This is a genomic window from Burkholderia cepacia GG4 (assembly GCF_000292915.1).
GTDB lineage: Bacteria > Pseudomonadota > Gammaproteobacteria > Burkholderiales > Burkholderiaceae > Burkholderia > Burkholderia cepacia_D.
Genome location: NC_018514.1, coordinates 2639450 through 2658259 on the forward strand (window position 1 = coordinate 2639450; position 18810 = coordinate 2658259).

The following is an 18810-nucleotide window of genomic DNA, read 5'->3' on the forward strand; positions in this document are numbered from 1 at the left end:
GTCTCGTACAGGCCACATTTTGTCCGGATCTGATTTGAATTTGCGCCGAAGCGCGCTAATTTGACGCTTTGCTCCCGTTTCCGCCACATGAACGTCGACTACCTCTTCTATCGGAAGCCGGACAAGCCTGGCCCCTATTCGCTCGACGACCTGGGCGACATCGCGCCGCCGATCGGCCCGAGCGACGCGGTACGCGCGGGAATCGCGCGCGTGTTCGAGCAGATCGACTGGCGGGAGTCGCCCGACGTGCCGGGCGCATGGTTCGGCACCGGCGGCCCGTCGTTCCAGTTCACGGTGGAGCCCGACGGGTGGGTGACGAGCTTCATGGGCTCGCGGCTCGAGCGCCGCTCGATGCTGCAACTGACCCGCGAAATGGGGCTCATTGCGCTCGACCTGCAGCGCGACATCGTCTACGGCTGACGGGCGGCACGGCGTCGCTCCCCGCCCGGGCGGGCCGCGCCGGCCCGTCACTGCCTCGGGCGCCCCGCCGGCGCGGTGCGTGTCCGCCATCGAACTTCAAAGATTGCTATACTTTCGGCCAATTCCGGCTTCCGGCCGGTAATTTGTGCCTGTCTGCGTCGATCGTTCGCATATCTCGCACGCATTTGACGCCCTGACCAACCCAGCCGGGCATGGCTTCTTCAATCGCCCCGCGTGGGTGTCTCCGTGGAGCTCGTCTTGGCCGTTTCCAATCTCGTCGTGGACGAACAAGAAACCGACGCCGCTGCCGTCACATCGGGCAGTTCTTTCTATTTGGCGATGCGCATCCTGCCGGCGGTGCAGCGCGACGCGATGTTCCAGGTCTACGCGTTCTGCCGCGCGGTCGACGACATCGCCGACAGCGACCTGCCGCGCGCCGAGCGCAACGCGGGCCTCGATCGCTGGCGCGCGGACATCGACGCGTGCTTCGCCGGCCAGCCGCCGCGCCACCTGGTGGCGCTCGAGCGCGAGATTCGCGCGTTCAACCTGCAGCGCGACGACTTCCACGCGATGATCGACGGGATGGCGATGGACGCTGCCGAGGACATCTGCGCGCCCGACGAACCGACGCTCGACCTGTTTTGCGATCGCGTGGCGAGCGCGGCCGGCCGTCTGTCGGTGAGGATTTTCGGGATCCCGGAAGCGGAAGGCATCAAGCTGTCGCACCACCTCGGCCGCGCGTTGCAACTGACGAACATCCTGCGCGACATCGACGACGACGCTGCGATCAACCGCTGCTACCTGCCGCGCGAGCTGCTCGCGCGCGAAGGCATCGCGATCACCGATCCGGCGACGATCGTGCGTGACCCGGCGCTGCCGCGGGTCTGCGCGACGCTCGTCGAACGTGCGCTCGACCACTTCCGCGAAGCGGACGCCGTGATGGACACCTGCACGCGTGCGCAGGTGAAGGCACCGCGCATCATGTCGGGCGCGTATCGCTGCATTCTCGAGGCCGCGATCGCGCGCGGCTTTGCCGCCCCGCGTGCGCCGCTGCGCAAGCCGAAGGCGCGCATGCTGATGATCGCCGCGCGCTACGCGCTGTTCTGAGCCGATGCCCAGAACCGTCCACGTGATCGGTGCAGGACTCGCGGGCCTGTCGGCCGCCGTCGAGCTGCAACGCCGCGGGCGGCGCATCGTGCTGCACGACGCGCATGCGCACGCGGGCGGCCGCTGCCGCTCGTGGTTCGACGGGACGCTCAACACGACGCTCGACAGCGGGCTGCATCAGGTTTTCGCGGGGCAGCCGGCGACGCAGCGCTACCTGCGCGCGATCGGCGCGGCCGATCAGCTCGCGGGGCCCGCGCTGCCTGAATGTCCGGTGGTCGACGTCGCATCGCAGCAGCGCTGGACCCTGCGCTTCGGCAACGGACGCTGGCCGTCGTGGCTGTTCGACGCCGCGTCGCGCGCGCCGGGCACGACGCCGCTCGACTACCTTGCGCTCGCGCCGCTCGCGTTCGCGCGCGCGGGCCGCTCACTCGCACAGACGATGCGATGCGACGGCGTGCTGTGGGATCGTTGGCTGCGGCCGTTTTTCCTCGGCGTGCTGAACGTCGAGCCGCGCCACGCAAGCGCCGAGCTCGCGCGAGCGGCGCTGGGCGGCGCGTTCGCCGCGGGCGGCCCCGCTTGTCGTCCGCTCGTCGCGCGCCACGGGCTCGGCAGCGCATTCGTCGAACCGGCGCTGCGGATGCTGCAGCACGGCGGCGCGCAGATCCGGTTGAACTCGCGGCTCGACGCGTTCGAATTCGGCGCGCACGGCAATGCGGTCGACGCGGTCACGATCGGCGGCGAGCGCGTCGATCTCGCGCCGGGCGACGCGGTCGTGCTGGCCGTGCCGCCCGAAGTCGCGCAGCCGCTCGTCCCGGATCTCACCGCGCCCGACACGTTCGGCGCGGTCGTGACCGCGTATTTCGCGGTCGATACGCCGGCCGGCAGCCCGCTGCAGACGACCGTCGTCAACGGGGTCGTCGACGCGGTGCGCACCGGCGGCGGTCCGCTCGCGGCGACGATTCGCGACGCGGGCCGCTGGCTCGACCTGCCGCGCGACGTGCTCGCGCGGCGCATCTGGGACGACGTCGCGCGCGTGACGGGCGCGAACCCGGAAACCGTCCCCGCGTGGCAGCTCGTCGTCGAGCCGCGCGCGGGTTTTGCGGCGGTGCCGTCGCAGGAAATGAAACGTCCGGCCGTGCGTACGCGCTGGACCAATCTTGTGCTGGCGGGTGACTGGATTGCCACCGGCTTGCCCGCCACGATCGAGGGCGCGATCCGTTCCGGCCAGCTGGCCGCGGACGTGCTCCAGACACAATAAGAGAGGGACCGATGAACGATCTCACCGATATGGCTACCCTGTCCGCCGGCACCGCGCCGGCCGGGCTCGACGCGGCCGTCGCCAGCGCGACCGACGCGCTGCTGGCCGCGCAGAACGCGGACGGACACTGGGTCTACGAACTCGAGGCCGATTCGACGATTCCCGCCGAATACGTGCTGCTCGTCCACTATCTCGGCGAGACGCCGAACCTCGAGCTCGAACAGAAGATCGGCCGCTATCTGCGCCGCATCCAGCAGGCGGACGGCGGCTGGCCGCTGTTCACCGACGGCGCGCCGAACATCAGCGCGAGCGTGAAGGCGTATTTCGCGCTGAAGGTGATCGGCGACGACGAGAACGCCGAGCACATGCAGCGCGCGCGCCGCGCGATCCACGCGATGGGCGGCGCCGAGATGTCGAACGTGTTCACGCGGATCCAGCTCGCGCTGTACGGCGCGATTCCGTGGCGTGCGGTGCCGATGATGCCGGTCGAGATCATGCTGCTGCCGCAGTGGTTCCCGTTCCACCTGTCGAAGGTCTCGTACTGGGCGCGTACCGTGATCGTGCCGCTGCTGGTGCTGAACGCGAAGCGCCCGCTCGCGAAGAACCCGCGCGGCGTGCGCATCGACGAGCTGTTCATCGACCCGCCCGTCAACGCTGGCCTGCTGCCCCGCCAGGGCCACCAGAGCGCCGGCTGGTTCGCGTTCTTCCGGGTGGTCGACCATGCGCTGCGCGCGGTCGACGGGCTGTTCCCGAGCTACACGCGCGAACGCGCGATCCGCCAGGCCGTGTCGTTCGTCGACGAGCGCCTGAACGGCGAGGACGGCCTCGGCGCGATCTATCCGGCGATGGCCAACGCGGTGATGATGTACGACGTGCTCGGCTATGCGGAAGACCATCCGAACCGCGCGATCGCGCGCAAGGCGGTCGAGAAACTGCTCGTCGTCCATGAGGACGAAGCGTATTGCCAGCCGTGCCTGTCGCCGGTGTGGGACACGTCGCTCGCCGCGCACGCGCTGCTCGAAACCGGCGATGTACGCGCCGAGGAAGCCGTGCTGCGCGGCCTCGACTGGCTGCTCCCGCTGCAGATCCTCGACGTGCGCGGCGACTGGATCTCGCGCCGCCCGAACGTGCGTCCCGGCGGCTGGGCATTCCAGTATGCGAACGCGCACTATCCGGACGTCGACGACACGGCCGTCGTCGTGATGGCGATGGACCGCGCGCAGAAGCTCAAGCAGACGGACACGTATCGCGAATCGATGGCGCGCGCGCGCGAATGGGTCGTCGGCATGCAGAGTAGCGACGGCGGCTGGGGCGCGTTCGAACCGGAAAACACGCAGTACTACCTGAACAACATCCCGTTCTCGGATCACGGCGCGCTGCTCGACCCGCCGACTTCCGACGTGTCGGGCCGCTGCCTGTCGATGCTGTCGCAGCTTGGCGAGAGTGCGTTGACCAGCGAGCCGGCCCGTCGCGCGCTCGACTATATGCTGAAGGAACAGGAACCGGACGGCAGCTGGTACGGCCGCTGGGGGATGAACTACGTGTACGGCACGTGGACCGCACTATGCTCGCTGAACGCTGCCGGCCTGACGCCGGACGATCCGCGCATGAAGCGCGGCGCGCAGTGGCTGCTGTCGATCCAGAACAAGGACGGCGGCTGGGGCGAGGACGGCGACAGCTACAAGCTCAACTACCGCGGCTTCGAGCAGGCGCCGAGCACGGCGTCGCAGACGGCCTGGGCGCTGCTCGGCCTGATGGCGGCCGGCGAGGTGAACAACCCGGCCGTGGCACGCGGCGTCGACTACCTGATCGCCCGGCAGAACGAAGAAGGCCTGTGGGACGAGACGCGCTTCACGGCGACCGGCTTCCCGCGCGTGTTCTACCTGCGCTATCACGGCTATCGCAAGTTCTTCCCGCTGTGGGCGCTCGCGCGCTATCGCAACCTGAAGCGCGCCAACGCGACGCGCGTGACGGTCGGGATGTAACGCGTGGCCGCGACGCAGCATAACGGCACGTTGCCCGTCATCGCCGTCACGGGGATGGCGTTCGAGGCGCGCATCGCGCGCGGTCAAGGCGTCGAGGCCGTGTTCGCGGCGCGGGCCGACCGGCTCGAGCGCGCGCTGGCCGAGGCGACCGCGCGTGGTTGCGCGGGCATCGTGAGCTTCGGAACGGCGGGCGGGCTCGCCCCCGACCTGGCGCCCGGCGCGCTCGTGATCGCGGATGCGATCGACGGCCCGTTCGGCCGCGTGCAGACCGACCCGGCCTGGAGCGCGCGTCTCGTCGCCGCGCTGCACGACACGCCGGTGTGGGCGCGCGTCGCGCGCGGCACGATGGCGGCGGTCGGCGCGCCGGTGGTCAGCGAGCAGGAAAAGACATCGCTGCATCGCACGAAGGGCGCGCTCGCCGTCGACATGGAATCGCATATCGCGGCGGCCTTCGCGGCATCACGCGGCGTGCCGTTCGCGGTGTGCCGCGCGATCGTCGATCCGGCGTGGCGCACGCTGCCGCGCGCGGCGACGGCCGGCCTGCGCGACGACGGCAGCACGGCCATCCTGCCGATCCTGCGCGAACTGCTGAAGCAGCCGTCGCAGCTCGGCCCGCTGCTGCAGGTCGCGGGCGACGCACGCGCGGCGCGCACGACGCTGATCCAGGCGCGGCACGCATTCGAGCGTGCGGGCGCGATGCGGATCGTCTGAGCGGCGTTCGCCGCTGCTTGCTTCTCCTCCCCTTCCCCTTTTCAAACGCGTACGCGCAAAAAAAGAGCGCTGCATGATGCAGCGCTCTTCGTCTTTCCGGCGGATGCAGTCCCGCGTTACTGCGCGGCCGGACTGCTCGCGGGCATGGCCGGCATCGCGGGCGCGATCGGCGCGCCGTTGGCGGCCGGCGCCGTGGTAGCCCCGGCCGACGCAGCGACCGGCGCCGCGGCCGAGGCAGCCGCCGGTGCCGCGGCAGGCGCGCTCGCAGGCATCGCGCTGTCCGCACCCGGATCGTCGTACTGCGGCAACCCCGGCGTGGCCGGCGCGTTGTTCGGCGCGGTGCCCGATGCGCCACCCGACTCGCCCGGATCCTCGTAGTTCGGCAGACCCGGCACAGACGGCGCGATAGCCGGCGCCGCACCTGGCACCGCTCCCGATTCGCCCGGCTCGGTGTAGTTCGGCGGCGCGGCCGACGCCGACTCGCCGTGATACGTGAGCGACTTGCGCTGCTGCAGGTACGCATCGCGGACGAACGAATACGGATCGAGCGCCGCCTGCTTCAACAGGTCGGTCGCGCCGAGCAGGTCCGACCGCGCGCTGATGAATTGCGCGATGTACATCGGATTGCGCGCGGCCGGCTCGATGTAGTTGAGCAGGTTGAAGCGGACGTCCACCGCGCGGCCGACGCCGTCGCGGACCGTGCTCGGCCCGAACACCGGCAGCACGACGTACGGGCCGGACGGCATGCCCCAGCGCGCCATCGTCAGGCCGAAATCCTGGTGATGCTTCGGCAGCCCGGCCGGCGTCGCGATGTCGATCAGACCGCCGACGCCGAACACCGAGTTCATCGCCACGCGCATCAGATCCTGCGTCGCATCGGTGATACGGAGCTGCAACAGGTTGTTCGCCAGGTTGCCGAGATCGCCGAGGTTCGAGAAGAAGTTGCTGATCGCGGTACGCACGGGCGTCGGCGTGACCTTCTGGTAACCCTTCGCGATCGGCACGGCGATGTTCGTGTCGACCGTGTCGTTGAACTTGTACACCGCCCGGTTCATCGGCTCGAGCGGGTCGTCGGGGTTGCGGTTCGGGCCCGTCGCACAGCCACTCAGCACTGCGCTGGCAGCGACGGTCGCCGCAATGATTCGCACCTTATTCATTGTTTCCTTGCGATTGGTTCTTGGCGCGTTTGACGCGCGGTTTGCCCATCAGGACGGGCTGAAACACCACGGCGCCGATCAGGGTGCAGGTCAACGCCAGCGCGAGCAGCTTGCCCATGCTCGACGTGCCTGGATGATGCGACAGCCACAAGCTGCCGAAGGCGGTTGCCGTCGTCGCGGCGCTGAACAGCACCGCGTGCGTGAGGCTCGAATGCAGCAGGCCGGTTTGCCCCCCGCGCCACGCCATCACGAAGTACACCTTGAACGCGACGCCGACGCCGAGCATCAGCGGCAGCGCGATGATGTTCGCGAAGTTGAGCGACATGCCGAGCACGACGCACATCTCGAGCGTGACGAGGCCGGACACGAGCAGCGGCACCAGCGTGCGCAGCACGTCGCCGAAACGGCGCAGCGTGATCCACAGCAGGATCGTGATCGAGATGATCGACCACAGTGCCGCGTGCAGGAACGCGTTGATGATCGTGTCGGCCGAATGCAGGATCGAGATCGGCCCGCCGGTCGCGCCCGGTTCCGCGGCCTTCACGGTCTTCGCGAAACGGCGCAGCATCGTGTCGTCGTTCGGGTCGACGCCCTTCGGCACCTTCGGCGAGATCTGCACGAGTGCGTGGCCGTCCGGCGCGACCCAGTCGCGCACGAGTTGCGGCGGCAGCGATGCGCGCGTGATGTCCTGCGGTTGCAGCAGCGTCGCGAGCTGATTCAGCGCGATGTGCAGCGTGTCGGAGAACGCACGCTCGGCGCGGTCGCGCGTCGCGCTGTCAGCGGCAGCGAGCTTCGCGAGCGACGCGGACAGGTGCTGCGCGGCGGCCGCGCCCGGGCCCGGGTGATCTTCGGCCGCGTAGCTCAGCAGGTCCGACACGCGCTTGAGCGCGGCGAGGCGCTGTGCGTCGGTCGCGGGCGGCGCGGCCGGCTGCGTCAGCGCGGGCAGCAGGTCGCTCGCGGCCGCGGCGATCGCCGCGCGCTTGGCCGGCTGGTCGGCGGGGATGAAGGTCGACAGCGTGGTCGTGCGGCCGACTTCCGGCAGCGCGTCGAGGCGCTTCGCGGCCGCGTCGCCATCGGCGAGCGACGGCGCGAGCAGCGTGACGTCGTTGACGGCTGCCTCCGGCGAATCCTTCAGTGCGAGCAGCGTTGCCATCGATTCGCTGTGCGGATCCTTCAGGTTCAGCGGGTTGAAGTCGAAGCGCAGGAACGCGAGCAGCGGCAGCGCGCCGATCACGACCACGAGCGTGCCGATCAGGATCGGCTTGCGATGGCGATCGAGGTAATCGTCGACCGGGGCGAGCCACGGGAAGCCCGGCGTCTTCGATTCGCCCGGCGGCGCGAACAGGCGCAGCAGCGCGGGCAGCAGCGTGAGCGTGGTCAGCAGCGCGACGAACATGCCGACGCCCGCGATCAGGCCGAGCTCGGAGACGCCGCGATAGGCCGTGGGGATGAACGAGAAGAAGCTCGCGGCGACGGCCGCGGTGGCGAGTGCGAGCGGCATGCCCATCGAGTGCGCGGCGCCGATCAGCGCGTGATCGATGCGTGGATCGCGGAACCGCTCCTCGCGGTATTTCACGCCGTACTGGATCGAGAAGTCGACGCCGAGGCCGACGAACAGCACCATGAACGCGACCGAGATCATGTTCAGCGAGCCGACCATCGCTAGGCCGAGCGCCGCGGTCACCACGAGGCCGACGAACAGCGTGAAGAGCACCGAGCCGATCATCCGCTTCGAGCGCAGCGCAAGCCACAGGATGACGAGTACGGCGAGCAGCGTGAGCACGCCGTTGAGTGCCGCGCCGTCTTCCACCGACGCGAATTCGTCGTCGGCGAGCGGTTGTTCGCCGGTCAGGCGCACGACCGCGCCGTAGCGTTGCTCGAGGCCGAGCGCTTTCGCCGTGTCGCGGATCACCTGGGTCGTTTCGGCACCGGCCTTCAGCGCGCCGTAGTTCACGACCGGCTGCACCGTGACGAACGCGCGTGCGGGCTGGCGCGCGGCATCGCTGTCGACCAGCGCGCGCCACGAGAACGCGGCCGGCTTGCCGGCAAGCACATCGTCGACCGTCGCGGCGCTGCGGGCGAGCAGCTTGGCCATCGCGGGCAGCTTCACCTGGCCGCTCAGGAGCGGCTGGCCGAGCGTGGTGGACAGCGTGGTCGCGAGCCCGGTCAGGCTCGGGTTCTTCGCGAGTTCGTTGACGAGCGGGCGTGCGCTCGCGAGCTGCGACGTCGTATCCGAGACTTCCTGCGGCGACAGGAACAGCAGCCCGTTGTGTTCGAAGAACGGCCCGCCGCCGGGTTCGGCGACCTGGCCGATATGGCCGGCCTCGGCCTGTTTCTGCAGTGCTTCGGTCAGCGTGTGCGCGGCGGCGGTCGCGAATTCGGGCGCGGGCGCCTCGACCACCGCGAGGATCGTGCCGTTGCGTTGCGGGAAGGCCGTGTCGACGGCCTGGCCGAGCGCGGCCCATTGCGGCTCCGCGTCGACGAGCTTGCTGATGTCCGTGTTGATCTTGAAGTGCTGCGCGACATAGACACCGCTGAAGGCGGCAATGACGAGCGACAGCACGACGACCCAGACGGGGCGTCGTACCGACCATGCAACGAGTCGGACGATGAGAGATGTCACCATGTGGCGGCGGTAATGGGCTGGCCAGAACAAAGAAGCGAGTATACCGGCGCAACGTGGCGTCAGTCGCTACGTTGGAGCGTTAAGGGGCGGGAAGGATATTTGCGCTGCCGCGAAGGAATCGGCGCGAATGGTCGGACGATTGGTAAGGGGATATTTACATAATCGGCGCCGGTCGCGCTGCGGCCGGGGTCCGGTGACAAAAGGGGCTCAAAGGTAACAGTCGGTCACCGTACGGCAGGCCGGCGTCCGGGCCGCTATACTTCGACCCACCGGCCGATGCAATCGATGCAATTGGCCGGCCGTTTTTTTTCCATCGAGTGCGAATATCCGTATGAAACGTCATCTGTTTGCTTTCGTCGCGGCGGCTGCCGTGTCGGTTTCCGCTTTCGCGCAGAGCGCGCCGGTCGATATCGTCCGCAATGCCGTCGAAGGCACCGTCAACGCGATGAAGGCCGATCCGGTCGCGCGTGGCGGCGACATGGCGAAGGTCACGCAAGTCGTCGAGCAGCGCTTCCTGCCCGCGACGAACTTCGAGCGCACGACCCGCATCGCGGTCGGCGACGCCTGGAAGCAGGCAACCCCGCAACAGCAGCAGGAGCTGTACAAGCAGTTCAAGCTGCTGATGACGCGCACCTATGCCGCGTCGCTTGCACAGCTCGGCAGCCAGGACGCGAAGTTCTCGTTCAAGGCGGGTGGCGCGTCGGGCGCCGATGCGCTGGTGCAGTCGACGGTGACGACGCCGGGCGACAGCCAGTCGGTCGGCTACCGGCTCGGCAAGGTCGGCAACGACTGGAAGATCTACGACATCGACATGTCGGGCGCGTGGCTGATCCAGGTCTACCAGGGCCAGTTCAAGGGCCAGCTCGCGTCGGGCGGGATCGACGGGCTGATCGCGTATCTGCAGAAGCACAACTCGCGGACGAACTGATCGCGACGGGCGGTCCGCGGTCCGGATCCATGAAGGGCGCCCTCGGGCGCCCTTTTTGTTGCGGGTTCGCGGCGCGTTCGCCGTGCCGCGCGTTATCCGTCGATGCCGAGCATCCGCAGGCAGTCCGCGACGACGACTTCGACGAACGTCGCTCGATCGGTGTCCGGCGCCGCGATGACGTGATCGGTTGCACCGTGCACGCCCGCGTAGATCAGCAGCGCGGTGACCGTCGGCTGCGCGAGCCGCCATGCGCCGGCCCGCGCGCCGCCTTCGAGAATCGCGCGGAGCTGCCGGGCGCCTATCGGAACGCAATGTCGTATGGGGTTCTCGACCGAAATCGGGTGTTCCGGAATCCTCAGCACTGCGGTTGCGGTGATGTTGGTGCTGTGGCGTGAAATGCGGGAACCGCCGGCAGTCGAGCCGGTGACGGGCGTGCCCTACCGCCGCCGATGCTCGACTGCGAACTTGATCAGCTCCGCCTGCCCTTCTATCTCGAGCTTGCGTTTCAGGTTGAGCCGATGGGTTTCCACCGTGCGTACCGACAGCCCCGTCTGCTGCGCGATCTGCTTGCTCGACAGCCCCTCGGCCAGCGCATCGAGGATGTCGCGTTCGCGCGGCGTCAACCGGTCGAGCGGCGACGTGGTCGCGCGCGCCTGGATCATCCGCGCGGCAAGCCCTTCGCTGAAGAACGTCTGCCCGGCCAGCACCGTGCCGATTGCGCGCACGATCTCGCTGGCGGGCGAATCCTTCAGCAGGTAGCCGCTCGCGCCGGCGCGCACGGCCTGCGTCACGTATTCGACGTTGTCGTGCATCGACAGCATCAGCACGCGAATTCCCGGAAAGCGCTCGTGGAACACGCCGGCCAGCGTGATGCCGTTCATCCCGTTCATGCCGACGTCCATCAGCGCGAGATCGGGTTCGAGCGACGCAGCGAGCGCGAGCGCCTCGTCGGCGTTGCCGGCCTCGCCGACCACGGACAGGTCGGCGGCTTCGAGGCGCATCCGCAGGCCGTCGCGCACCAGCGGGTGATCGTCGACGAGCAGCAGTCGGGCGGCGGGCCGGGCGGTGTCGGGGGCGCTCATGGGCAAAGGTCTCCGGTTATGGGGCGCGTCGTCAGGCGGCGGCGCGCAGCGGCACGCGCGCGGCCACGACCGTGTGGCCGACGTGCGACGTGATCGTCAGCATGCCGCCGAGCGCGTCGAGGCGCTCCCGCATGTTGCGCAGGCCGATGCCGCGGCGCGCATCGGTCTGCGAACGCTCGGCATCGAAGCCGCAGCCGTTGTCGGCGATGGTCAGCGTGACGGAATGCGCGCCGACGTCGAGCGTGACGGCCGCGCGTGACGCCTGCGCATGATGCACGATGTTGCTGAGCGCTTCCTGTGCGATCCGGAACAGCGCCGTATTGACCGGCGCGGGCAGCGGCCGCGCGCCGCTGTGCGCGACCTGCGTATAGCCGATGTCGATGCCGCTTTCCGTGCCGAATTCGCGCACGAGCTGCTCGAGCGCCGCCGCGAGGCCGAGATCGTCGAGCATCGCCGGGCGCAGCGCATGCGAGATGCGCCGCACTTCGCGCAGCGTGTCGCCGAGCCGCCCGACGCCCGACGCGAGCGCCTGCTCGGCCTCGGGCATGCGCGTCGCGCCGCGCTCGAAGCGCGCGAGCGCGGATTCGAGCATCAGCTTGGCAGACACCATCATCTGGCTGATCCCGTCATGCAGTTCGCGCGACAGCCGCTCGCGCTCCTGTTCCTGCGATTCGACGACGCGCTGCGCGAGCTGCTTGAGCTTCGCATCGGCACTGCGCGACTCGCTGACGTTCAGCACCAGCGCACAGACGGCGATCGCCGCCGCGCCGGTCAGCGCGATCGCGGTGAGCCAGCTCATCGTGCGCTCGATGTTGGCGGACGCGCGCGCGTCGATGCGCTGCAGCGCAGTGTCGACGTCGTCGAGATAGATGCCGGTGCCGACCATCCAGCCCCAGCGTTCGAGCGCGACGACGTAGCCGAGCTTCGGCGCGACCTTGCCCGTCGACGGTCGCTGCCACGCGTAGCGCACGTAGCCGCCGCCGTGCGATGCGGCGCCGATCAGCTGCTGGATCGTCAGCGCACCCTGCGGGTCGCGCATCGACCAGTAATTGTGGCCGACGCGCTCGGGCTCGCGCGGATGCATCAGCGAATTGCCGTGCAGGTCGTACACGAAGAAATAGCCGTCGGGACCGAAATCCATCTTCTGCAACATCGCGAGCGCCTGCGTGCGCAGCATCCCGTCGTCGCGCGCGTTGCGGCCGCTCGCGTCGTAGAGCGGCATGATCGCGCTCGTCGCGAGTTCGACGTAGTGCTTGAGCTCGACTTCCTTGCTAGACAGGTACGCGGCCTGGATCGTCGCGTGCTGCGTGTGGGCGAGCGACGTCGCCTGCTGGCGCACGCCGAAGCCGATGCCGGCGATGGCGAGCAGGAACGGCACGATGGCCAGGAGGAAAATCTTTGCCTTGAGTCTCATGGTGGTGCGAAGCGGGCGCGCTTACCGCGCGGCGGCGCGGCGAGCCGACATTGTCGGCGATTTTGGCCCGCGGGCGGCGCCGGCGCGGCGGCCGCCCTGCACGCCGGCGCTCAGGCCCGGCGCGGTTCGCGGTCGGCGACCGTGGACGGCTGCACGACGACCCGGTTGCGTCCGCGCTCCTTGGCGCGATACAGCGCGTCGTCGGCGAGCTTCAACGCGGCCTGGATGCTGTCGTCGTGTTCCGGATAGCAGGTCGTCACGCCGATGCTCGCGGTCAGGCACCCGGATGCGCCCGTATCGTGCCGGATACCGAGATCGAGGATGCCGGTGCGGATCGCCTCCGCGATCGTCACGGCGCCGGTCGTGTCGACGTCGGGCAGCACCACGACGAACTCCTCGCCGCCATAGCGCGCTGCGTAGTCGGCCGGCCGGCGCAGGCATCCGGCGATGCAGCGGCCGACCGCGGCGAGCGCATCGTCGCCGGCCTGGTGGCCTTGTGTGTCGTTGTAGTGCTTGAAGTGATCGACGTCGACGAACAGCAGCGACAGCGCATGCTGCGAGCGCGCGGCGCGGCGCCATTCGCGCGCGAGCGTGACGTCGAGCATCCGGCGGTTGTCGAGGCCCGTGAGGCCGTCGGTGCGCGCGAGCGCCTGCAGTTCGGTTTCCGCGCGGTGGCGCTTGCGCAACTGCACGTCGAGCAGCAGCGACAGGCCGACGAAGCCGAGTGCGAGCAGGGCCATCGCGGAGCCGATCGGGATCGCGCGGTCGTACCACGCGGCGTAGGTGTCCGCTTCGGAGCGCGCGACCATGATGATCAGCGGCAGGTTGTCGAGGTGCCGGAACACGTACAGGCGCCGCACGCCGTCGATCGACGCGGTATCGGCGAAGCTGCCTTCGTTGGCGGTCATGAACTGCCGGAACGTGCTGGCGCGGCTGATGTTGCGGCCGACGATCGCCGGATCGTACGGTTGGCGCGCGAGCATCAGGCCCTTCGTGTTGATCAGCGCCATCGACCCGCGATCGCCGAGCGTGAGGCGCGAGAACAGGTTCTGGAAATATTCAAGCCGGATCGACATCACGGCGACGCCGCCGAACGATCCGTCGGGCCGCGTGATGCGCCGGCTGAGCGCGATGCTCGGGGAGCCGTCGCGCAGCCGCGAATGGTACGGATCGCTGACGTACAGGCCGACGTCCGGGTGGTCGCGGTGCACCGTGAAGTACGGTTCGTTGCCGAAATTCGCCTTGCGCGGCACGTCGCTCTTGCCGTCGACCGCAATGTCGCCGTTCGCGTCGAGCACGTAGATGCCGCCGAGGTATTTGGCGGTCGTCGCGCGGTCGAACAGCACCTGACGGCGCAGCGGCATCGGCAGCGCGACGACCGCGGGATCGTTCTCGCCTTCGACGACCGCCTGCAGCGACAGCGAATAGATCTCGATGTTGCGCTCGATGTCCCACGAAGCCATCAGCGCGATGTTGTGCTGCGTGATGCGGGCACGGTCGCGCGCGTCGATGCGGCCTTCGTACAGCAGGATGGTGCACAGCAGCAACAGCAGCAGCGCGATCAGCAGCCCGGAATAGAAGATCAGGTGCGGCAACAGGACCCGACGCAATTGAGCGACGACACGGCCCGTCAGGCCGGATTCGCTGGGCAGTGCGTAGTCGGTTTCTGCCATGGTCCGTGGATCGATGGGCACCGTCGCCGGGCGGCGGGTCGATGCGATTGTTCGTATGACGTGCTGGCGGCGATCCGGTACGCGGCCCGTTCGGCGCCTGATCCCCCGATCGACGGCGAACGTTGCCGCGCATTATCGGATTTGGCGGCCGGGTACCGGGTAAACCGTTAAATCTCCTGTTCACCGCCGACATCTGCCGCGATTCGACGATCCGACGAATCGGGCGGCGCGGATTGGTCCGAGTATAGCGTGCGCATTCGTCTGCGCGGAAAATGTTGCGCGCTGTTGATCCGGATCAAATTATCGAAGTGGCCGATACTTGCCAATCGCGCGCCGAGCGTTGTGGCGCAAGGCTTCGCGTCGTCGCGTGAGCGGCGCGCATTGAGCGTCCGCCGATTTTCGTGATTTAGCGACCGGCGCGTATGGAAAGCCGTCGGACGATATGCGCCGATTATCCGTTTCAGCGGTTGCGTAAATCCCGAATATGAAAACGGGCGGCCGTGATGGCCGCCCGTTTCGTGAAACCGGCGTACGGGTTTCCGGCATGCGGGAAGACCCGCATGCGCGGATTCAACCGCCGTGCTGTTGCGCCTTGAACGCGAGCCGGAACTGATGCAGCAGCGGCTCGGTATAGCCGCTCGGCTGCGACGTGCCCTGCAGCGCGAGTGCGCACGCGGCCTTGAACGCGGTCGACTGGTCGTAGCCGGGCGCCATCGGACGATAGTTCGGGTCGCCCGCGTTCTGCTGGTCGACGACGCGCGCCATCCGCTTGAACACGTCGAGCACGAACGCCTCGGTGATCACGCCGTGGCGCAGCCAGTTCGCGATGTGCTGGCTCGAGATGCGCAGCGTCGCGCGGTCTTCCATCAGGCCGACGTCGTGGATGTCGGGCACCTTCGAGCAGCCGACGCCCTGTTCGACCCAGCGCACGACGTAGCCGAGGATGCCTTGTGCGTTGTTCTCGACCTCGCTCAGGATCTCGCTCTCGCTCCAGGCGGCGCGCTCGACGACCGGCACGGTCAGCAGCCCTTCGAGCAGCGCGTCGCGTTCGCTCGCGTACGGCGTCTTCTCGAGCTCCTGCTGGACGGCCTGCACGTCGACGAGGTGGTAGTGCAGCGCGTGCAGCGTCGCGGCGGTCGGCGACGGCACCCATGCGGTGTTCGCGCCGGCGCGCGGATGCGCGATCTTCTGCTCGAGCATCGCGTGCATCAGGTCCGGCATCGCCCACATGCCCTTGCCGATCTGCGCGCGGCCGCGCAGGCCGGCCGACAGGCCCGCGAGCACGTTGTTGCGCTCGTACGACTGGATCCACGCCGACGACTTCATGTCGCCCTTGCGGATCATCGGGCCCGCTTCCATCGCGGTGTGCATCTCGTCGCCGGTGCGGTCGAGGAAGCCGGTGTTGATGAACGCGACGCGCGTGGCGGCGGCTGCGATGCACGCGGCGAGGTTCACGCTGGTGCGGCGCTCCTCGTCCATGATGCCCATCTTCAGCGTGTTGCGCGGCAGGTTGTACAGGTCCTCGATGCGCGCGAACAGCGTGTCGGCGAACGCGACTTCGACCGGGCCGTGCATCTTCGGCTTCACAATGTAGATCGAGCCGGTGCGCGAGTTGCGCTTGGCCTGCAGGTCGTGCAGCGAGCACAGCGTCGTGACGACGCCGTCGAGGATCCCTTCCGGAATCTCGTTGCCGTCGCGGTCGAGCACCGCGCCGTTGGTCATCAGGTGGCCGACGTTGCGCACGAACAGCAGCGAGCGGCCGTGCAGCGACAGCGTGCCGCCGGCCGGCGTCGTGTACTCGCGATCGGCGTTCAGGCGGCGCGTGAAGGTCTTGCCGCCCTTCGCGACTTCCTCGACCAGCGTGCCCTGCATCAGGCCGAGCCAGTTGCGGTAGAGCTGGACCTTGTCATCGGCGTCGACCGCCGCGACCGAATCCTCGCAGTCGATGATCGTGCTGACCGCGGCTTCGAGCACGACGTCCTTCACGTTCGCGAGATCGGCGCGACCGATGGGGGTCGACGCGTCGATCTGGATCTCGAGGTGCAGGCCGTTGTGCTGCAGCAGGATCGCGGACGGCGCGTCGGCCGCGCCCTGATAGCCGACGAATTGCGCCGGCTGCGCGAGGTGCGTGACGCCCTTGCCGGTTTCGACGGCGAGCTGGCCGTCCTGTACGCGGTAGCGCAGCGCGTCGCGGTGCGAGCCGCTCGCGAGCGGCGCCGCGTTGTCGAGCACGTTGCGCGCGTAGTCGATCACGCGCTGGCCGCGCGTCGGGTTGTAGGCCGACGTGCGTTCGGCGCCGCCGTCCTCGGGCAGTGCGTCGGTGCCGTACAGCGCATCGTACAGGCTGCCCCAGCGCGCGTTCGCGGCGTTCAGCGCATAGCGCGCGTTCGACAGCGGCACGACGAGCTGCGGGCCGGCTTGCGTCGCGATCTCGCTGTCGACGTTCGCGGTGGCTGCCGCGACGTTCGACGGGACCGGCACGAGGTAGCCGATCTGTTCGAGGAATGCGCGATACGCGGCGTGGTCGCGCACCGGGCCGGGGTGCGCGCGATGCCACCCGTCGAGTTCCTGCTGCAGGCGGTCGCGTTCCGCGAGCAACGCGCGGTTGCGCGGCGCGAGGTCGTGCACCAGGGCCGAGAAACCGCTCCAGAACGCGGCTGTGTCGATGCCGGTGCCCGGCAGTGCTTCGTTTTCAATGAACTGGCTCAGCGCTGGTGCGACTTGCAGTCCTGCTTGGTCGATCATCGTGATTCCTCCCGGGGAAAAATGCGCGCGCGGCTGGCTTAGGCCACGACGCTTTGTGCGCCGGCGCGGGCGATCTGCGCATCCTGTTCGGACTTTACGCCAGACACACCGATCGCGCCCGCCATGCGGCCGTCCACCGTGACCGGCACGCCGCCTTCGAGCAAGCCCGTCAGCGGCACGCTCAGAAACGCGGTGCGGCCACCGTTGATCATATCCTCATACGCCTTCGTCTCGCGACGGCCGAGCGCCGCCGCGCGCGCCTTGTCCTGCGCGATGTAGGTGCTGGCGGCCGACGCGCCGTCGAGGCGCGCGAACGCGAGCAGGTGGCCGCCGTCGTCGACGATGGCGATCGACACGGCCCAGCCGTGGCGCTCGGCTTCCGCGCGGGCGGCGGCGAGCATGCGCTCGACGTCGGCGAGTTCGAGTTCGGGTTTCGTCTTCATGAAGGTTCTCCGGAGTCAGCGGTCAGTTGGCGAATCGGTTGTCGACGAGCTCGATCCAGTGGCGCACGGGCGTGCGGCCCGCGCCGTTCAGGTGAGTCTGGCAGCCGATGTTGGCCGTGACAATCAGGTCCGGCCGTGCGGCTTCGAGCGCATCGAGCTTGTTGTCGCGCAGTTTCGTCGCGAGTTCGGGCTGCGTCAGCGCATAGGTGCCGGCCGACCCGCAGCACAGGTGGCCGTCGGCGACATTCGTCAGATCGAAGCCGAGCCGAGTCAGGATGCTTTCCACCGCGCCGCCGAGCCGCTGCGCATGCTGCAGCGTGCACGGGCAGTGGACCGCGACGCGGCGCTGCGTCGTATCGGCCAGCACGTCGAGCGGTTCGGCCGCGATGACTTCCGCGAGGTCGCGCGCGAGCGCGCTGACGCGCCGTGCCTTGTCCGCGTAGACGGGGTCGGAGTGCAGCAGGTCGCCGTATTCCTTCACGAACGCGCCGCAACCGCTCGCCGTCAGCACGATCGCTTCCGCGCCGGCCTCGATCGCCGGCCACCATGCATCGATGTTGCGGCGCGCGCGAGAGAGACCGGCATCCTGCGCGTTCAGGTGGTATTCGGTCGCACCGCAGCAGCCCGCCTCGCGCGCTGGCGTGACGCTGATGCCGAGCCGGTCGAGCACGCGTGCCGCGGCCGCGTTGGTGTTCGGCGACAGCGACGGCTGCACGCAGCCTTCCAGCATCAGCACGCGTCGTGCGTGGCGCACCGGCGGGCGCGGCGTGGCGGCGGGCACGGCGGCCGGAATCTTGTCCTGCAGCGTGCCGGGCAGCAGCGGACGCAGCGCGCGGCCGGCCTTCAGCAGCGCGGCGAACGTCGCCGGCCGCGGCACGACGTGACGCAGGCCCGCGCGCAACAGGCGCTCGCGCGCCGGGCGCCGCGCGCGCTTCTCGGCTACCGCGCGGCCGATGTCGAGCAGCGTGTGATAGCGCACGCCGGACGGGCAGGTCGTCTCGCAGTTGCGGCAGGTCAGGCAACGGTCGAGATGCTGCTGCGTGCGCTCGCCGCACGGCTCGCCTTCGAGCATCTGCTTGATCAGGTAGATGCGCCCGCGTGGCCCGTCGAGCTCGTTGCCGAGCACCTGGTAGGTCGGGCAGGTCGCATTGCAGAAGCCACAGTGCACGCACGCGCGCAGGATCGCTTCCGCTTCGTCGGCCCGGTCAAGGGCTTTGCTGGCTTCGCTGAGATTGGTTTGCATCGGCGGTTCGAAGTCGGG

Annotated in this window: 14 protein-coding genes and 1 pseudogene; 6 read left to right on the forward strand and 9 right to left on the reverse strand. The window is 68.9% G+C overall.

The window, feature by feature from the left end:
• Nucleotides 1-87: 87 nt before the first annotated feature.
• From GEM_RS27585 to GEM_RS27605, 5 genes are all read left to right on the forward strand, one after another.
• Nucleotides 88-420 carry a hypothetical protein gene (locus GEM_RS27585; RefSeq protein WP_014900716.1) on the forward strand — a complete coding sequence of 111 codons (333 nt, stop codon included), beginning with the start codon at nt 88-90 and terminating at the stop codon, nt 418-420.
• Between the two features lie 258 nt (nt 421-678).
• A complete protein-coding gene (hpnD, locus tag GEM_RS27590) occupies nt 679-1527 on the forward strand; it encodes a presqualene diphosphate synthase HpnD (protein WP_014900717.1) in 849 nt (282 codons plus the stop codon).
• A 4-nt stretch (nt 1528-1531) separates the two neighbouring features.
• Nucleotides 1532-2785, forward strand: a complete 1254-nt coding sequence (gene hpnE / locus GEM_RS27595) for a hydroxysqualene dehydroxylase HpnE (RefSeq protein ID WP_014900718.1) — start codon at nt 1532-1534, stop codon at nt 2783-2785.
• 11 nt (nt 2786-2796) lie between these two features.
• The gene (gene shc / locus GEM_RS27600; protein ID WP_014900719.1) at nt 2797-4770 is read left to right on the forward strand and encodes a squalene--hopene cyclase; all 1974 of its coding nucleotides are present in this window, start codon (nt 2797-2799) and stop codon (nt 4768-4770) included.
• Nucleotides 4771-4773: 3 nt separating this feature from the next.
• Nucleotides 4774-5481: a phosphorylase gene (locus GEM_RS27605; protein WP_014900720.1), complete on the forward strand. Its 708-nt coding sequence runs from the start codon at nt 4774-4776 to the stop codon at nt 5479-5481.
• A gap of 116 nt (nt 5482-5597) precedes the next feature.
• On the opposite strand, the gene GEM_RS27610 is transcribed toward GEM_RS27605, so the two are convergent.
• Together GEM_RS27610 and GEM_RS27615 are read right to left on the reverse strand one after the other, a co-directional pair.
• Nucleotides 5598-6638: a VacJ family lipoprotein gene (locus GEM_RS27610; protein WP_014900721.1), complete on the reverse strand. Its 1041-nt coding sequence runs from the start codon at nt 6636-6638 to the stop codon at nt 5598-5600.
• The gene (locus GEM_RS27615) at nt 6631-9264 is read right to left on the reverse strand and encodes an MMPL family transporter (RefSeq protein WP_014900722.1); all 2634 of its coding nucleotides are present in this window, start codon (nt 9262-9264) and stop codon (nt 6631-6633) included. Before GEM_RS27615 ends, GEM_RS27610 begins: the two co-directional genes overlap by 8 nt.
• Nucleotides 9265-9595: 331 nt before the next feature.
• On the opposite strand from GEM_RS27615, the gene GEM_RS27620 reads away from it, so the two are divergent.
• Nucleotides 9596-10192 carry an MlaC/ttg2D family ABC transporter substrate-binding protein gene (locus GEM_RS27620; RefSeq protein ID WP_014900723.1) on the forward strand — a complete coding sequence of 199 codons (597 nt, stop codon included), beginning with the start codon at nt 9596-9598 and terminating at the stop codon, nt 10190-10192.
• A gap of 92 nt (nt 10193-10284) precedes the next feature.
• Here GEM_RS27620 and GEM_RS27625 read toward each other — a convergent pair.
• From GEM_RS27625 to glcF, 7 genes and pseudogenes are all read right to left on the reverse strand, one after another.
• Nucleotides 10285-10482: pseudogene (locus GEM_RS27625) on the reverse strand (TetR/AcrR family transcriptional regulator); the annotation flags it as partial.
• 147 nt (nt 10483-10629) lie between these two features.
• Complete coding sequence (locus tag GEM_RS27630) at nt 10630-11274, reverse strand: response regulator (protein WP_014900725.1); 645 nt, start codon at nt 11272-11274, stop codon at nt 10630-10632.
• A gap of 31 nt (nt 11275-11305) precedes the next feature.
• Complete coding sequence (locus GEM_RS27635; RefSeq protein ID WP_014900726.1) at nt 11306-12688, reverse strand: cache domain-containing protein; 1383 nt, start codon at nt 12686-12688, stop codon at nt 11306-11308.
• Between the two features lie 110 nt (nt 12689-12798).
• On the reverse strand, nt 12799-14361 hold the full coding sequence (locus GEM_RS27640) for a sensor domain-containing diguanylate cyclase (protein ID WP_014900727.1): 1563 nt from the start codon (nt 14359-14361) through the stop codon (nt 12799-12801).
• Between the two features lie 570 nt (nt 14362-14931).
• The gene (locus GEM_RS27645; RefSeq protein ID WP_014900728.1) at nt 14932-17106 is read right to left on the reverse strand and encodes a malate synthase G; all 2175 of its coding nucleotides are present in this window, start codon (nt 17104-17106) and stop codon (nt 14932-14934) included.
• 38 nt (nt 17107-17144) lie between these two features.
• Nucleotides 17145-17549, reverse strand: a complete 405-nt coding sequence (locus GEM_RS27650; protein WP_014900729.1) for a GlcG/HbpS family heme-binding protein — start codon at nt 17547-17549, stop codon at nt 17145-17147.
• 22 nt (nt 17550-17571) lie between these two features.
• Nucleotides 17572-18792, reverse strand: coding sequence for a glycolate oxidase subunit GlcF (gene glcF, locus GEM_RS27655; protein ID WP_014900730.1), 1221 nt, complete (start codon nt 18790-18792; stop codon nt 17572-17574).
• Nucleotides 18793-18810 lie beyond the last annotated feature (18 nt).

Coding starts and splice junctions, on each gene's coding strand:
- GEM_RS27585 (WP_014900716.1), top strand. CDS start 88: ATGAACGTCGACTACCTCTTCTATCGGAAGCCGGACAAGCCTGGCCCC.
- hpnE (WP_014900718.1), top strand. CDS start 1,532: ATGCCCAGAACCGTCCACGTGATCGGTGCAGGACTCGCGGGCCTGTCG.
- shc (WP_014900719.1), top strand. CDS start 2,797: ATGAACGATCTCACCGATATGGCTACCCTGTCCGCCGGCACCGCGCCG.
- GEM_RS27610 (WP_014900721.1), bottom strand. CDS start 6,638: ATGAATAAGGTGCGAATCATTGCGGCGACCGTCGCTGCCAGCGCAGTG.
- GEM_RS27615 (WP_014900722.1), bottom strand. CDS start 9,264: ATGGTGACATCTCTCATCGTCCGACTCGTTGCATGGTCGGTACGACGC.
- GEM_RS27620 (WP_014900723.1), top strand. CDS start 9,596: ATGAAACGTCATCTGTTTGCTTTCGTCGCGGCGGCTGCCGTGTCGGTT.
- GEM_RS27630 (WP_014900725.1), bottom strand. CDS start 11,274: ATGAGCGCCCCCGACACCGCCCGGCCCGCCGCCCGACTGCTGCTCGTC.
- GEM_RS27635 (WP_014900726.1), bottom strand. CDS start 12,688: ATGAGACTCAAGGCAAAGATTTTCCTCCTGGCCATCGTGCCGTTCCTG.
- GEM_RS27640 (WP_014900727.1), bottom strand. CDS start 14,361: ATGGCAGAAACCGACTACGCACTGCCCAGCGAATCCGGCCTGACGGGC.
- GEM_RS27645 (WP_014900728.1), bottom strand. CDS start 17,106: ATGATCGACCAAGCAGGACTGCAAGTCGCACCAGCGCTGAGCCAGTTC.
- GEM_RS27650 (WP_014900729.1), bottom strand. CDS start 17,549: ATGAAGACGAAACCCGAACTCGAACTCGCCGACGTCGAGCGCATGCTC.
- glcF (WP_014900730.1), bottom strand. CDS start 18,792: ATGCAAACCAATCTCAGCGAAGCCAGCAAAGCCCTTGACCGGGCCGAC.